Genomic DNA, 15,985 nt, shown 5'->3' with positions numbered 1-15,985 from the left:
CCTATGAGCCAGAAACTAATCATTATCGGGGCGGGTATGGCCTCAGGCAGGGTGATCGAACACCTGCGCGAGACAAGCCCTGATACCTATGACATCACCCTGTTCAACGGTGAGCCGCGCGGCAACTACAACCGCATCATGCTGTCGCCTGTTCTGTCCGGCGACAAGACCTACGATGAAATCATCATCCACGACGACGCATTCTACGCCGAGCACAATGTCACCTGCCGGTTCGGTGAGAAGATTGCCTCGGTCAATACCGCCGCCAAAACCGTCACCGCTGAAAACGGTGATGTGCTGGCTTATGACAAACTGCTGTTTGGCACCGGTTCCAACCCCTTTATCATCCCCCTGCCCGGCCATGATCTGGACGGCGTAATTGCTTACCGCGATCTGGAAGACACCGAACAGATGATGGGCCTCGGCGACGGTCATAAGGCCGTGGTCATCGGTGGTGGTCTGCTGGGACTGGAAGCGGCTGCTGGAATGGCCGCACGTGGCGTTGATGTCACCGTGATCCATATCATGGGCCACTTGATGGAGCGTCAGTTGGACGAAGCGGCGGGCTACCTGCTGCGCCGCGCGCTGGTTGATAAAGGCATCACTGTTAAATGCTCGGCCAACTCCAAAGAGATCCTGGGCCAGAACGGCAAACTCCGCGCGCTGCTGCTGGATGATGGCACCGAACTGCCCTGTGACCTGCTGGTCATGGCCGTGGGTATCCGCCCTAACACTGGACTGGCCAAAGACTCAGGCATCATGGTTGGGCGCGGCATCCACGTTGACGATCAAATGCTGACCTCAAACAAAGACGTGTTGGCGGTTGGCGAATGTGTCGAACACGATGGCGCGCTATTTGGGCTGGTTGCTCCGCTGTACGAGCAAGCCAAAATTGTGGCCAAGACGCTGCTGGGTGAAGAGGCCAGTTTTGTTCAGAAAGAGGTTTCAACCAAGCTGAAAGTCACCGGTTGTGATCTGTTCAGCGCTGGCGACTTTGCCGAGGGCGAAAACCGCGAGGACATCATCTTTCGTGATCCTGCACGCGGCGTTTACAAACGTCTGGTCATTGAAAACAACTCGCTGGTCGGCGCTGTCATGTATGGCGACACCGATGATGGCAGCTGGTTCTATGGCCTGATCAAAGACGCCCGCGACATCTCAGACATGCGCGATACGCTCATTTTTGGACCGGCCTACCAGGGAGGGTCCGCCATGGACCCGTTGGCAGCCGTTGCAGCCTTGCCGGATGATGCAGAAATCTGCGGCTGCAACGGCATTTCCAAAGCACAGGTTGTTGCGGCGATCAACACCGGCGCTCATACGCTGGACGCGGTAAAGGCAAGTTCCAAGGCGGCGTCGTCCTGCGGCAGCTGCGCTGGTCTGGTGGCTGATCTGCTGGGGATCACTCTTGGTGACGATTTCAAGATGCCGGAAAAAGAAGTCATCTGTAAATGCAGCGATCTCTCGCATGACGATCTGCGCAAGCTGATCATTGCCAAAGAGCTGAAGTCGGTCCCGCAGGCGATGCAGGAGCTGGACTGGAAAACCACTTGTGGCTGCCACGTCTGCCGCCCAGCGCTGAATTACTACATGGTTTGCGCCTGGCCCGGTACGTATGAGGATGATGGCAAAAGCCGTTTCATCAACGAACGTGTTCACGCCAACATCCAGAAAGACGGCACCTATTCGGTGGTGCCGCGGATGCTGGGCGGCATCACCACCCCGAACGAGCTGCGCGCCATCGCCGATGCGGCCGACAAATACAATGTACCAACCGTCAAAGTCACCGGCGGCCAGCGGATCGACCTATTGGGCGTCAAGAAAGAAGACCTGCCAGCGATCTGGTATGATCTGGGCGAGGCCGGGATGATCTCCGGTCAGGCCTATGCCAAGGGTCTGCGCACCGTGAAGACCTGTGTTGGCACCGATCATTGCCGCTTTGGTACTCAGGACTCAACCGGTCTGGGCATCAAGATCGAACAGGCCATGTGGGGCGCCTGGTCGCCGCATAAGTTCAAGCTGGCGGTCTCGGGCTGCCCGCGCAACTGCGCCGAGGCCACCTGTAAGGATCTCGGCATCATCTGTGTAGACAGTGGCTATCAGATCCTGGTTGGCGGCGCGGCGGGTCTGGACCTGCGTCAAACTGAACTGCTGGTTCAGGTCGCAAGTGAAGAAGACGCCATCGAAGTTTCCTGCGCGTTCTACCAGCTGTACCGCGAAGGTGCGCAGTATCTGCACCGCCCCTACAAATGGATCGCCAAGGTTGGTCTGGACTGGATCAAAGAGCAGATTGTAGACGATCTGGCAAACCGCAAAGAGAAGGCGGAGAAGTTCCATTACGCGCAGCAGTTCTACCAAATCGACCCCTGGGCTGAGCGGGCAAAACAGGGCGTAGACGCCCATGAGTTCACCCCATTGGCAGACTTCACAAAGGTGGCAGCAGAATGAGCGATTTTATCGATATCGGTAGCCTTGATGACATCCCACCGCGTGGCGCACGGGTGGTGCGCACCCACCGGGGCGATATAGCGGTGTTTCGCACCGCCTCGGGCCAGATCTTTGCTCTCGACGAGTATCTTCCAGGCAAGGCCGGCCCATTGTCGAACGGCATCCAGCATGACAACAAGGTCACGGACCCAATGCGCAACTGGGTCTTTGATCTGACCACAGGCGAAGCGCAGGGCGCCGACGAAGGCGCGGTTGCGACTTATCCGATCAAGCTGGAAGACGGCCGCATCCTGATCACGGCCTCTGCAGTTACTACAGTAGCGGCTGAATGATGGACGGCAGCGGTTTCCCCGAAGTGCGTTCAACCTGCGCCTATTGCGGAGTGGGGTGCGGGGTGCTGTTGCGTACTGACGGCCAAGGTGGTCTGAAGGTGCGCGGTGACCCCGATCACCCGGCAAATCAGGGTCGTCTGTGCTCCAAAGGCAATGCATTGGGCGAAACAATTGGGCTGGACGGTCGACTACTGGCCCCGCGCGTCAATGGTACTGACACCGATTGGGACACCGCGCTGGATTTGGTGGCCTCCAAGTTCTCGCAGACTATTGCGGAACATGGGGCCGATAGCGTTGCCCTTTATGTCTCGGGGCAATTGCTGACCGAAGACTACTATGTGGCCAACAAGCTGATGAAAGGTTTCATCGGGTCGGCCAATATCGACACCAATTCCCGCCTTTGCATGGCCTCAACCGTGGCCGGACAGCGGCGTGCCTTTGGCAGTGACACTGTTCCCGGCACCTATGAGGATCTGGAACAGGCCGATCTGATTGTTCTGGTCGGCTCAAATCTGGCTTGGTGCCACCCGGTGCTGAACCAGCGCATTCAGGCCGCCCGCAAGGCCCGTCCCGAGATGAAGCTGGTGGTGGTCGACCCCCGCCGCACCGCATCCTGTGATGGCGCGGACATGCATCTGCAACTGCGCAACGGCGCTGATGTGGCGCTGTTCAATGCGCTGCTGAGTGCAATCGAAGAAAACGACGCCACCGACCGGGACTTCCTGCGCCACGTCGAAGGCGCGCAAGCCGCCTTTGACGCAGCCCGCAACAGCGATGCATCGGTCACCGGGCTGGACGCCGAACAGATCCGCGCCTTCACCGATCTGTGGATCAACAATAAACGCGTGGTCACCGTGTTCAGCCAGGGAGTCAACCAGTCCTCCAGCGGCAGCGACAAAGTCAACGCCATTATCAATTGCCACCTTGCCACCGGTCGTATCGGTTTGCCCGGCATGGGCCCGTTCAGCGTCACCGGCCAGCCCAACGCCATGGGTGGTCGCGAGGTGGGCGGTCTGGCCAATATGCTGGCCTGCCATCTGGAGTTGGAGACCCCCGAGCATCGCCAAGTGGTGCAGGGTTTCTGGCAGGCTCCGACGATCCCCACGGCACCGGGGCTAAAGGCCGTTGATATGTTCAAGGCGGTGGGCGATGGCCGGATCAAGGCGCTGTGGATCATCCACACCAACCCTGCCGTTTCAATGCCCGACGCCGATGCAGTCAGTGCCGCGATCAAATCCTGCGACTTTACCGTGGTCAGCGATATCACTGGCGCCACCGATACCGCCCGGTTGTGCGACGTGCTGCTGCCCGCCACCGGATGGGCTGAGAAATCCGGCACCGTGACCAATTCGGACCGCACCATCAGCCGCCAGCGCGCCGTGCTGGCTGCGCCCGGTGTGGCGAAACCCGACTGGGAAATCCTGGCCGAGGTGGGCCGCCGCATGGGCTGGAACGCAGCATTCAATTACGCATCGCCCGCTGAGATTTTTGACGAATACGCCAAACTATCTGGTCAGGCGGCGGCCCTGGGTCGTGACTTTGACATCTCCGGCTTGGCTGATCTGGGAGAAGCCGGATATGATGCGCTGGAGCCAACCCGCTGGCCGGTCACCAAGACCCGCCAGGGAGGCCGCTTCTTTGGTGATGGTCAGTTCTTTACCCCATCCGGCAAGGCGCAGATGCTGGCGCTGCAACACCGTGCCCCAGCCGCCAAAACCGGGCCTCGGTTCCCCTTCCGTCTGAACACCGGCCGGGTGCGCGATCAGTGGCACAGCATGACCCGCACCGGTAAATCGCCGCGTCTGTCGGCGCATCTGGCTGAGCCGTTTCTGGAAATTCACCCCCGCGACGCCGCCGAACAAGGGTTCAAACCTGCCGATCTGGTGACCCTGCGCAGTCCTTTGGGCAGCGCGATCCTGCGTGTGCTGATCACCGACTCCGTATTGCCGGGTGAGGTGTTCGCCCCGATCCACTGGACCAATGAGACCGCGCCCTCGGCCCGGATCGACAATCTGGTGCCGTCGGTTGTTGATGCTGTGTCTGGCCAGCCAGAGAGCAAGGCCGCCGTGGTGGCGCTGTCCAAGTTCAAACCGGGCTGGCATGGCTTTGCCGTCTCGATGAACCAGATGCAGCCGACAACCGACTATTGGGCCATGTCGCGCACCAACAACGGCTGGCGGGCTGAGCTGGCCAGCACCGACGCCCCCAACGACTGGGCCGCCTATGCCCGTGATCTGGTGGGTGACGCGAATGCCACCGAGCAAACCCTTTGTGATCCGGCGCGCGGCATCTATCGCTTTGCCTTTTACAAAGGTGGTCAACTGGTTGGCGCACTGTTTGCTGCACCAAACACCATCGCACTGTCGCGCGATCATTTGGCACAACTGCCCGGCACCGATGGCGATGCCGTTCTGTCCGGTCGCCCAGCCGCCGGAATGCCCGATCCCGGCCCAATTGTCTGCGCCTGCTACAATGTTGGCCGCAACACCATCCTGGCGGCGATCGAAGAACAGCGCCTGACCAGCGTCGAGGCCATTGGCGGGACTTTGTCGGCCGGAACCAATTGTGGCTCATGCCGGTCCGAACTGGCCGGCTTGCTGCCAGATCTGATCCTGCCCGTGGCGGCAGAATGAACGGACCCAAAAAGAAACAGTCGTTTCTCTGACACAACGGACGGAACAGGTTCGCGGTTTCATCATGGGCTGTCAGAAATCTCTGCGCATGACGGATTGCTTTGAAACGGCACTGTATTTGTTTTTGTCTGCGCGTTGGCCTGTGGCAAGCACCAACGCTGCGGCTATTCATGCACCGATTTTGCTTCGGCCTAAGCTTTTTGGGTCTCGATTACAGCCTGATACTCCCATGGCTTCAGCTCGTTGATACGGCTGACGGGATGGTCTTGGATGCGTTCCAGCACCCAAGCAAACCAGGCCTCTGGGTTTACGCGGTTAAGCTTGCAGGCCATCTCTGTCACCCGCCCTGTGCGATAGAGGTCGTTGTAGCCTGCATAGGCATCCGCATGGGCAAAGCCCTCATATGTTTGCAGATGTTGGCTGGGGTGCTCCGCACCCCGACTGGTGGAGAACGAATACCAAGCGGCGGGTGGCGCTGTACCGCCTCAAGGGCGTTCATCTCTGGCATTGACCCACAGGCGTCTTGTTGCGCCCTTTGCCATTGCCCTTTTGTAATAGCCCGACGGTGGTGTCGTCTGTCGCCCGGCAGGCGATTGCGCAGCAATCTGCCGAGAGGGCATGAAGATGGTTTGACCCGCCAGCACATGATCGCAGGCCAAACGCGGGCGGATGATTTGGTTCACGATGTCGTGGCCCGGCACAGTCAGCGCAAGTATCCTCCAGGTACAACATGAGATCCTGACACCGCTGCGCCCTCTCAGCCATCAATGGGTGTTTCCGTCTCCAAAATCAGTGGCAGGGCACATCACCAAGCCGGAAAGGCTCAAATTCAACCCGCACATGCATCGCAGGACATTTGCGACAGTCCGATGGAAGCTGGAGTTCTGGAAGAGATCGTTGGTCGGTTGCTGAACCATACGCCGCTGTCGATAACCGGGCAGAGATATACCCGGCCATCTTTGGATGCGCTTCGGCCTGCTATGGAAATCGCATGTAAGGAAATCTCGGATCGGATCGAAAACTAATGCCGCCATTCGAACAGACCTCCGGAGCCAGACTGCGGTTATTGCGCTTAGTTTTGGGGTCGACCCGAGCTTACTTTGCGCCGCCCTCCCCGGCCCGTGATAGACAGCGGTGTCAACGTCGAGTTGTCGATGCGGAAGGGCTCGCCTGTTGGTGAAGTGACCTCGTTGTTCACGGTGCCTGCGGCGGCTTAGCGGGCCTTCCAGACCGGCACAGGGATCAGTGAAACTGGAGCGAACGGCCCACACCTGCCGTTCATGACCATTGCGGCGAAGGGCGGGTTCGAACCCATTCTACAAAGTGCTGCACTGAGCATGAACAATGCACCGAGAGCAGCCATTACAACCCAAGTGAACGGCCCTGACCCGGCGTTCGTTCAAACCGCAGCGATTTACTGGTCCAAACCCGGCCCTTAGCCTATTTTCGCCGGTTGTTCCTTCGGGCCACGCCCGCGACACTGACCGGTGTCAGGGGCCGACCAACTGTTGCCTCAGCAGTCGAAACATAACTGTGAATACCAGAAACGGACAATCGTTCACCAAGTTCCAGACCGCCAAATGCCAACACATATGTAAGCACAATCAGTCCCAGTTTTCTCGATACACTCATTGTTATTCTCCCGTCTTAAAATGGCCTGGAAGTTCGCTCATCTTACTGCGCAGATCTGCAACGTCGATCTGAGTAGCATCTGTTGTGTTCTCAAAAGTGAATTCTTCCGTTATTACATCGCTGCCAGTTGCCCAATTGTTGATCTGGATGCTGTATTGCGGCGCACCGGCAATTTTCTTGGACGTTACCACATAGCGGCATGGGTATGGTTTATCGCCATGAGCGATCCAAATCTGCCAGTCAACTTCATCTGCGCGGAATGCAAGGAAATCGCATTCTACTCCGCCGATCACACCGCTGCCCAAGTCTTTCACATTCGTCACCCCCTGCATCAATTGATCATAAGAGTTTGACAATATCAGGTGGGCGGCCGGTGGAGATCGGTCAAGCTTGGTCTCCATCATTTCTACCAGGTCATCGACCGAACCGGGGGCATCAACCTGCACATATACGTTCGCCGTTTTCCCAAGTAACGTCAGAGTTTTGCCGTCGAAAAACGTCTCTATATCCGCAAAGCCGCCTGCACGAGCCGTATGAAAATTCTCAGGGCGATTCAATGAAACTGTTCCTGAACTGGCTAGGGCAAGGCGCTGGCCGTCTTTTGTCACGACTTCAAGATTTGCGTCAAACCCAAATGAAATCGCGTCCTGAGAGGCAACGTAGTCCGACATGGATTTCAAAATGGACCTAGCATCTGCTTCGTCCGCTAAAGTCTCGGCAGGTGCAATCAACCCGAGCACCAATATTGCCGCCGGGCCTGACAATTTTCCCGTGACAGATGTAAGTAAGTTTTTGGACATCCAAAACATTCGCAGTCACCTTTCTACTTGAATTTGGGGGCAACGTCCCGATCGACAAACTAAGCTGGCTCTACCCCCGGAGAATATTAAGAGTAATGTCGCAAAATTAGTCTGAATCCTCAGGTTGTCGAGTTATCCGGCTTCGGAAAGCCAGATGCCACAGGTTCGGAATGGTGTTCGTGATTGCCTATATCATCCAACGCGCACCCAGGGCTCAACGCCTAGCTTCGAGGTGCTGATTAATCCTGCTATCGGGACCGGCATGACTAGGATTGCGCCCTACAGGATGCCCGCACAGTAACTTTGTTGCGCGAATAGGGCAAAGCGCGCGGCTTCCCGGTTCGTTTATCGGGACAGAGAGATCGGTTCCGCGCGGTAGATATTGCCTCAGCAGCCTGTTGGTGTTTCCATTTGATCCGCGCTGCCACGCATTGCCTGACAGGCGATTGCAGAGCAATCTGCCGTGAGGGGAGACTGGGGGCCGCAAAAATAGACGTCGACATCTGTTGCCAGCGTCAGTCTTTGATGGTCAGCCAACTCTTTGCCGTGCCTCTGGTGTGGCAATGTCAGACAATGTTGACATAATGTCTGACAAAGACAATGGTACACCGACTCGCCAACCAAGGGGCCACTACGTGTCGGACAACCACCCTAGGACTAAACAGACGAAAGCGGCCGCCGCTGAGGATCTGCTGCGGCATCTTCAGCCGCTGGAATCCGGACGCGGTGTGCTGGACGCATTGGTTGAAATGATCGAGGCTGCGAACCTTCAGGTTGGCGACAGGTTGCCGCCCGAGGTTGAACTGGCCCGCCGTCTGAATGTGGGACGTTCCACCATTCGCGAGGCGCTAAAGGCCTGGCAGGGCATGGGTATCGTGGTGCGCAATAAAGGTGCGGGCACGACCCTAGCCGCCGAGATTTCAACAACGTCCATCCGAATTCCATTGACCCTAAAGGTCGAGGCCGAAAGCCTGCTGCGAACCCATGCCGTTCGTCGCCCGCTGGAGATCGAGGCGGTAAAGATTGCCACCCGGCTGGCAACCGATCAGCAACGCAAGGTGATCATCGCGAGAATGGCCGAGCTGTTGGCGGTGTACGAGGCCAACGAAGACTGGCGTCCAGCCGATGCACGGTTTCATGGCGCGATCTATGAGGCGTCCGGAAATCCACTGTTTCAACAGTTGATTTCGCAGATCCACGGCGCGTTTCACGACATCTACAAAACACCGTTTGGCACGCCACATCTGGGTCAGGCCAGCATCCCCCTGCATCGTCCATTGGCCGAGGCGATTGCCGCCGGCGATGTCGATGCCGCTGCTAAATTGTCTGCCGAAATTTGCGACATGGTAGAGCAGGAAGTTCTCAAAGTGATGAAGGGTCAGAAAAGTGACTAGCGAATTTGAAAGCCAGGAAATTTCGACACTATTGGCGGCTGCCTTTGGCGGCGCACATGGCTCTGTCACGCCACCGATCGTGCAAAGCTCGCTGTTCACTTTTGACAGTTATCAGGCGTTTGAGGACCGGATGGCGGGCCGCAGCGACACTGCCATCTACACCCGTGTGCAAAACCCGACCGTTGCCGCATTTGAGGCGCTGATGGCAACAGCCGAACGCGGCGAGGCCGCCGTTGGTTTTGCCTCGGGTATGGCTGCAATTTCTTCGACCATTTTCGCTTTGGTCAAACCCGGCGACCATATTGCCTGTGTCGAGCATACCTATCCTGATGCGTATCGTCTGTTTGAACGGCTGCTGAAACCTTTCGGCGTTGAGGTCTCGTATCATCCGATCGCTGCCTTTGAGAACGATCCCGATCTGCTAAAAGGTGTCACGCTAGCCTATCTGGAAAGCCCCAATTCGGTGGTGTTCCAGCCGATGAACCTGCCCAAGGTGGCAGAGCACGCGCGGCGCCATGGTGCGCTGACTGTGATCGACAATTCCTGGGCCACACCCATTTTTCAGAACCCGCTAACACTGGGGATTGATATCGTCGTTCACTCGGCCTCAAAATTCATATCGGGACATTCGGATACCGTGGCCGGTGTTGTTGTGTCGTCGCATGAACTGATCGACCAGATCCGTGATCTGACCTTGCCCCTGCTGGGTGCAAAATTGGCTCCGTTTGAGGCCTTCCTGCTCACGCGTGGCCTGCGTACGCTGGACGCGCGAATGCAGCAGCATCAGGCCACGGCGAATACCTTTGTTGACCGGTTGTCGAATTTGCCCTGCGTGACGCGGGTGCATTCACCCGGTGCAAATTCGGTACCGGGTCTACGCGGGCGCTCTGGCCTGATGTCATTCGAACTGGACGATAGCATAGACATTCCGCGCCTGTCCGATGCGCTAAGCCTGTTCCGGCTGGGGGTCAGTTGGGGCGGTTTTGAGAGCCTGATACTGCCCGCGCGGGTGGCACTTGCACAGGCTGGCGAAGAAAATTCGATGCAGCGGTTCGGCGTTTCGCCGTCGCTGATGCGGATCAGCCTTGGGCTGGAGAATGTTGACGACCTTTGGGCCGATTTTGAGTCGGCCCTGAGCAAGAGTGCCGCGTAACGCGACACCAAAAAAAACCACATTACCAACCGGAGGAAACATGAGACATCTCTTCAAAAGTATAGGGCTTGCCGCGACACTGATGGCGTCATCGGCATATGCGGACACAACACTGAAACTGGTCGAGGTCATCACCAGCCCGTCGCGCACGGAAACGTTGCAGGCACTGGTGAACGACTATGAAGCCGCGAATGACGGCGTCACCGTAGAAATCATTAGCCTGCCTTGGGGGCAGGCATTTGAAAAGCTGGCCACGATGGTGGCGGGGGGCGATGTTCCCGATGTTGTCGAAATGCCCGACTCTTGGCTGGCGCTTTATGCGGGTTCTGACCAGTTGGCCAGTCTTGAGGAGCACATTGCGGGCTGGGACCACGGCGACACCCTGACGCAGAAAACGCTGGATATGGCACGCCAGTCTGGTGATGCCTATATGATCCCTTACGGGTTCTATCTGCGCGCCATGTTCTACAACAAAAAATTGCTCGCTGAAGCCGGCGTCGAGGGCCCTCCCGCGACGATGGCTGAATTCATGGAGGCCTCAAAGATGGTTTCCGCGCTGCCAGGTAAATCGGGATATTGTCTGCGTGGCGGCCCCGGTGGCACCAATGGCTGGATCATGATGGCGGCCGTGATGAATGGCACCAATGAATTTTTCACCGAAGACGGCAAAAGCCGGTTGAATGAACCCGGCTCGGTCGAAGGCATCCAGTTCCTGCTTGATATGTACCAGAACGGCTATGCGCCCAGGGACAGTGTCAACTGGGGCTTCAATGAAATCGTCGCCGGTTTCTATTCGGGCACCTGCGCCTTCCTGGATCAGGACCCGGATGCACTGATCGCAATTTCCGAGCGTATGCCAGCCGAAGATTTTGCAGTTATCCCGATGCCAACGGGCCCGTCGGGCAAGGCATTTCCGACTATTGGATTTGCTGGCTGGTCCGTGTTCAAGTCGACCGAACATGAAAACGACGCCTGGAACCTGGTCGCGGCATTGTCCACTCCGGATGCAAACGCAACATGGTCAAAGCACGTTGGAGTGATCCCGATCCACGAAGGTGCAGATCAAGATCCGCATTTCCAGACCGAGCAGTTCAAGGGCTGGTTCGACGAGCTGAACGGTGCCCAGTATGAGCCAACGATCATGCCGACCTATCTGGAGCAATGGGGCTACTTTGGCAGCACGATGGTGATTGAAACTGCACAAGAGGCCCTGTTGGGTCAGCGCAGTGCACAGGATCTTGCCGATGAATGGGCAGGCTTCCTGACGAAAGAACATGCCAAGTGGAAAGCCGCGCAGTGATCACGCGCAAACATATTGTGACCGAGCCCGGTGGACACCGGGCTCGGCGCTCGCTCTACTGGCAGTATGCGGTCGAGCCGTTCTTTTATCTGTCCCCAGCGATCATCCTGATCGGGGCCGTGATGCTGATGCCGCTGGTGATCGGTATTTCGTATTCATTCCAGTCCATCGATCTACTGCGCCCGTTCAACACTGGTTGGGTCGGGTTTGAGAACTACACAAAGCTTTGGTCGGATCGCAAATTCTGGCTGGCACTGGAAAACACGTTTTGGTGGACTTTCTGGTCGATCACGCTTCAGTTTTTTCTGGGGCTCGGGTTGGCTCTGCTTTTGAATACGCAGTTTTACGGCAAAAAGCTGTTTCAGGCGCTGGTGTTCTTGCCCTGGGCGGTGCCCACTTTTCTGTCGGCGCTGACCTGGGCCTGGTTGTTCAACCCGGTGATCGGCCCAATCCCCCATTGGCTGGCGGCATTGGGAGTACTGTCAGAGCCCTACAACATTCTGGGTGACCCCGACCTGGCACTTTGGGGCCCGATTACGGCCAATGTCTGGTTTGGCGTTCCGTTCTTTGCCATCACCTTACTGGCGGCTTTGCAGTCAATCCCAGGGGACATGTATGAGGCCGCTGAAATCGACGGCGCCAGCGCATGGCAGACATTCACCAAAATCACCCTGCCGTTTCTGGCTCCGATGATCGCGATCACTGTGATGCTGCGGACGATCTGGATCGCCAACTTCGCTGATCTGATCTTTGTCATGACTGGCGGCGGCCCGGCAAGTTCAACCCAGATCGTGTCATCCTACATCTTCACAACTGCGTTTAGAAAACTGGATTTTGGCTATGCGTCGGCCATAGCGGTCGCGTTGCTGGGCATCCTGATGGTCTATGCCGTGCTTCTTCTGGTGCTTCGTAAAAAGCTGGTAAAGGTCTAATTCTCTGATGGTATTTGCACAGCTACAGCGCCCCGCGATGGTCATTGGAAAATACGCAGCCATTCTGTTCTACCTGACGTTTGCGCTGTTCCCCTTGTATTGGTTGCTGAAAATCGCAGTGACGCCAGACAGGCTGATCTATTCCGATGGAACCCGCTTGTGGCCCAGCGAATTCACGCTTTCCAATTTCACGGCAGTTCTGTTTCAAACAGACTTTCTGTCGTATTTCACCAATTCGCTGGTTGTGTCCCTGGGCACCGCTGGATTGACAACGGTTTTTGCCGCAGGTGCCGGCTACGCCTTCTCTCGGTTCAACTTTGGCGGCAAAAAGATCATTATTGCAGTGATGCTGATTACTCAGATGTTTCCGCTGCTGATGATCATCGCCCCGATCTACAAGGTTGTCGCAAGTCTGGGCCTGCTCAATTCGCTGACCAGTCTGATTATCGTCTACACTGCCTTCAACATTCCTTTTGCGACCTTCCTGATGCAGTCGTTCTTTGACGGCATCCCCAAGGATCTGGAAGAGGCGGCGATGATGGACGGCTGTTCGCGGTTTCAGGCGCTGCGCAAAGTGATCCTGCCGCTGACATTGCCGGGGCTAGGGGCCACGCTGGGCTTTGTGTTCACCGCCGCATGGTCCGAGCTTTTGTTTGCGCTGATGCTGATCAGCAAGAATGACACCATGACATTCCCAGTCGGGCTTTTGACGTTCGTGTCAAAGTTCTCGGTCGATTGGGGGCAGATGATGGCCGCTGGGGTGCTGGCACTGGTGCCTAGCTGTCTCTTCTTCATCTTCATTCAACGCTATCTTGTGCAGGGCCTGACGTCCGGCGCGGTCAAAGGGTAAAGGGCGAAAATGGCACGTATCCAGCTAAAGAACGTCGCAAAAAGCTATGGCTCTGTCGAAGTCTTGCGCAACATCAACCTCGACATTCAGGATGGAGAGTTCGTTGTCCTTGTCGGGCCATCTGGCTGCGGTAAGTCGACGTTACTGCGGATGATCGCCGGGCTAGAGCCCATCACCGCTGGTGACTTCGAGATTGACGGCAACCGCATGAACGATGTGCGGCCCCGCGACCGTGACATTGCAATGGTGTTCCAATCCTACGCGCTTTATCCGCATATGGATGTGGCGCGGAATATGGGATTTTCGATGGAAATTCGCCGTGATGCTGCTGACCTACGCAATAGCCGCGTCGCCAGGGCGGGAAAAACCCTTGGGCTGAGCAGCCTGCTAAAGCGACTGCCAAAAGAACTGTCAGGCGGTCAGCGTCAGCGGGTTGCCATGGGCCGCGCAATCATCCGCGATCCACGTGCGTTCTTGTTCGACGAGCCGCTTTCAAATTTGGACGCTGCACTACGTGTCGAAATGCGTCTGGAAATCGCGCGCCTGCACCAGAAATTGAGCGCCACTATGATCTATGTGACCCATGATCAGGTCGAGGCGTTGACGCTGGCTGACCGTATCGTCGTACTAGACAGCGGCAATATTCAGCAGGTCGGAAGCCCCTTGGATCTATACGAGCGGCCCGCCAATAAATTTGTGGCCCAATTCATCGGATCTCCCACGATGAATGTCGTGCCAGTGTCCCCGGCCAAGGGTGGGGTGACGCTGGCTGATGGATCGTTTTTGCCCATACCGCATCTGGTCGACACCAGCGACGCCTTTGAGCTGGGCATTCGCCCGGAGCATATCGATGTTGTTGCCGCCGATGAAGGACATCTGACCGCTGTGGCCGACGTGGTCGAACATCTTGGCTCTGACACAAATATTTACGTTTTGGTTGACGGTCTTGGACCGATGATGGTGCGTGTGCACGGAAATATTGCGACCAAACCCGGCGACCGGTTTGGTCTAAGGATCAGGGACCTCAACACTCATGTTTTTGGGTCTGACGGCAGAGCCCTTGCACGCGCCTTATCGCGGGCGGTCTGACACGGGAAACAAACCAGAGATCTGCCGCACGCTGGAGGTAAAGACGCTCTGGCGGCACCGTCAGAAGAAACTTGGTTGAGCCGACCAGGGTGGCGATCTCGTTTCGCGGGATGGCAGAAAGCCCCTTCCGTTACTTCAAGACGTCGCCTGAAATCATCCGCTTGGCAGTGATGCTCTACGTTCGTTTTCCGCTTTCATTTCAATTTGTCGAAGATCGTCTGCACGAACACGGTGTCGCGTGAGCCACGATACGGTTCGGTTTTGGTGGAATAGGTTCGGCCCGTTGGGGTCCAAGAACAGATGTGAACTGCGTCATGAGGTTCTGATCACTGCCATCACAATTTCTCGCTCTAAGTATGAACTCTTCGGTTTGTTCCAAGACATGATCCCTACCCTTCAGGCTTTGTGTCTGGCAAAGGTTCAAGTATGTGAGATGAGTCTCGATCGCCAACAAATAAGAATTTTTTTGCTAGAATTTTACGCACGAGGCAACTGAAGGGAGTATCCGAAGCTCTGTGTATGACCATCAGCCCATACCGCTGAAACGGGTCATCTGTTGAACTGTTCCGGGTAAAGAATAGCGGACTGATTGCGGGCAGCACCCCACTCCCTGACGCATCGTCCCGTCTTTTCGAAATTGCGGATGGCCACCTGCCACCTGCCCCATCCAGCATCCCGACGCCTACGAGGCAATACACTGGATCAATGGACGTGGCGAACCTGTTGACCGTCACTAACACCCTCTCCTGCTTCGCTGTCGAATGTGCTAATCAGAGGAATATATAATCGAGGACACGATTGATGAGCGATAAACCGTTGACGATGGATCCAAGCCTAAATGTCTTGGGCGAAGAACTTAAACCCTGCTCTACATCTCCGGTAACAGGTTTTTTTCGCGATGGCTGCTGTAATACTGGGGGTGCCGATCTGGGGAAGCACACTGTTTGCTGCATAATGACCAAAGAGTTCTTGGCCTTTTCAAAGTATATAGGAAACGACCTTTCAACGCCTCGACCAGAATTCGAATTTGCCGGATTGAAAGAGGGAGATCGATGGTGCCTGTGCGTGGATCGCTGGCTGCAAGCACATCAAGAAGATGCAGCGCCGCATATAGTTCTTGAAAGCACCCATAAGAGCGCCCTTGAGACTGTTCCACTGGGGGTCCTCAAGAGGAAAGCCGTGGATATCAACTGAGGTTGGCGGCTTACCTCTGGCCCATATTCAAAAAACTATCCACCCCGCGCAACCCGCCGTTCTTGCCGCTTGCATGAGGAACACCAATCACGCTCTGCGCGGTCATCATACATCTGCATATATCCATCACACTCAGGGTCAGAGCAGGCGTTGCGGAAGTTCACACGAAACCAGTGACGAAACCGATGCCAAAGGCTGAGAGCTGTTTTTCCATATCTACGATCCCCC

At 56.6% G+C, this 15,985-nt stretch carries 12 protein-coding genes and 4 pseudogenes; 12 read left to right on the top strand and 4 right to left on the bottom strand.

What is annotated here, in order from left to right; translation table 11 throughout:
• The first annotated feature begins 3 nt into the window (after positions 1-3).
• The 3 genes from nirB to QPJ95_RS14910 are packed head-to-tail and all read left to right on the top strand — an operon-like array spanning position 4 to position 5,413.
• A complete protein-coding gene (nirB, locus tag QPJ95_RS14920; protein ID WP_270920760.1) occupies positions 4-2,448 on the top strand; it encodes a nitrite reductase large subunit NirB in 2,445 nt (814 codons plus the stop codon).
• Positions 2,445-2,780 carry a nitrite reductase small subunit NirD gene (gene nirD / locus QPJ95_RS14915; RefSeq protein WP_270920759.1) on the top strand — a complete coding sequence of 112 codons (336 nt, stop codon included), beginning with the start codon at positions 2,445-2,447 and terminating at the stop codon, positions 2,778-2,780. The genes nirB and nirD overlap by 4 nt, the downstream gene beginning before the upstream one ends.
• Complete coding sequence (locus QPJ95_RS14910; RefSeq protein WP_270920769.1) at positions 2,780-5,413, top strand: nitrate reductase; 2,634 nt, start codon at positions 2,780-2,782, stop codon at positions 5,411-5,413. The genes nirD and QPJ95_RS14910 overlap by 1 nt, the downstream gene beginning before the upstream one ends.
• A gap of 37 nt (positions 5,414-5,450) precedes the next feature.
• On the opposite strand, the pseudogene QPJ95_RS24245 reads toward QPJ95_RS14910, so the two are convergent.
• Together QPJ95_RS24245 and QPJ95_RS14905 are read right to left on the bottom strand one after the other, a co-directional pair.
• Positions 5,451-5,570 (bottom strand): annotated as a pseudogene (locus QPJ95_RS24245) (IS6 family transposase); the annotation flags it as partial.
• A 34-nt stretch (positions 5,571-5,604) separates the two neighbouring features.
• Positions 5,605-5,745, bottom strand: a complete 141-nt coding sequence (locus QPJ95_RS14905) for a transposase domain-containing protein (protein ID WP_270920758.1) — start codon at positions 5,743-5,745, stop codon at positions 5,605-5,607.
• Positions 5,746-6,127: 382 nt separating this feature from the next.
• Between QPJ95_RS14905 and QPJ95_RS14900 the strand changes: the two are divergent.
• Positions 6,128-6,438: pseudogene (locus QPJ95_RS14900) on the top strand (tyrosine-type recombinase/integrase); the annotation flags it as partial.
• Positions 6,439-7,047: 609 nt separating this feature from the next.
• Here QPJ95_RS14900 and QPJ95_RS14895 read toward each other — a convergent pair.
• Positions 7,048-7,854 carry a DUF2092 domain-containing protein gene (locus QPJ95_RS14895; RefSeq protein WP_270920757.1) on the bottom strand — a complete coding sequence of 269 codons (807 nt, stop codon included), beginning with the start codon at positions 7,852-7,854 and terminating at the stop codon, positions 7,048-7,050.
• 331 nt (positions 7,855-8,185) lie between these two features.
• Positions 8,186-8,391, bottom strand: a pseudogene (locus QPJ95_RS14890) (hypothetical protein); the annotation flags it as partial.
• An 89-nt stretch (positions 8,392-8,480) separates the two neighbouring features.
• Between QPJ95_RS14890 and QPJ95_RS14885 the strand changes: the two are divergent.
• The 8 genes and pseudogenes from QPJ95_RS14885 (at position 8,481) to QPJ95_RS14850 (ending at position 15,757) form a co-directional block, all read left to right on the top strand.
• Complete coding sequence (locus QPJ95_RS14885) at positions 8,481-9,239, top strand: FadR/GntR family transcriptional regulator (RefSeq protein WP_270920756.1); 759 nt, start codon at positions 8,481-8,483, stop codon at positions 9,237-9,239.
• A complete protein-coding gene (locus QPJ95_RS14880; protein WP_270920755.1) occupies positions 9,232-10,392 on the top strand; it encodes an aminotransferase class I/II-fold pyridoxal phosphate-dependent enzyme in 1,161 nt (386 codons plus the stop codon). Before QPJ95_RS14885 ends, QPJ95_RS14880 begins: the two co-directional genes overlap by 8 nt.
• Before the next feature lie 40 nt (positions 10,393-10,432).
• Entirely contained in the window at positions 10,433-11,692 is a 1,260-nt protein-coding gene (locus QPJ95_RS14875; RefSeq protein WP_270920754.1) for an ABC transporter substrate-binding protein, read from the top strand.
• A complete protein-coding gene (locus QPJ95_RS14870) occupies positions 11,689-12,624 on the top strand; it encodes a carbohydrate ABC transporter permease (RefSeq protein WP_270920753.1) in 936 nt (311 codons plus the stop codon). Before QPJ95_RS14875 ends, QPJ95_RS14870 begins: the two co-directional genes overlap by 4 nt.
• A gap of 7 nt (positions 12,625-12,631) precedes the next feature.
• Positions 12,632-13,474, top strand: coding sequence for a carbohydrate ABC transporter permease (locus tag QPJ95_RS14865; protein ID WP_270920752.1), 843 nt, complete (start codon positions 12,632-12,634; stop codon positions 13,472-13,474).
• A gap of 9 nt (positions 13,475-13,483) precedes the next feature.
• Positions 13,484-14,563, top strand: a complete 1,080-nt coding sequence (locus tag QPJ95_RS14860) for an ABC transporter ATP-binding protein (RefSeq protein WP_270920751.1) — start codon at positions 13,484-13,486, stop codon at positions 14,561-14,563.
• A gap of 110 nt (positions 14,564-14,673) precedes the next feature.
• A pseudogene (locus tag QPJ95_RS14855) lies at positions 14,674-14,849 on the top strand (IS6 family transposase); the annotation flags it as partial.
• 536 nt (positions 14,850-15,385) lie between these two features.
• Positions 15,386-15,757: a DUF2237 family protein gene (locus QPJ95_RS14850; RefSeq protein WP_270920768.1), complete on the top strand. Its 372-nt coding sequence runs from the start codon at positions 15,386-15,388 to the stop codon at positions 15,755-15,757.
• The last annotated feature ends 228 nt before the right edge of the window (positions 15,758-15,985 follow it).

This window comes from Parasedimentitalea psychrophila (assembly GCF_030285785.1).
Classification (GTDB): domain Bacteria; phylum Pseudomonadota; class Alphaproteobacteria; order Rhodobacterales; family Rhodobacteraceae; genus Parasedimentitalea; species Parasedimentitalea psychrophila.
This window is presented reverse-complemented; position numbering and strand designations above follow the sequence as displayed.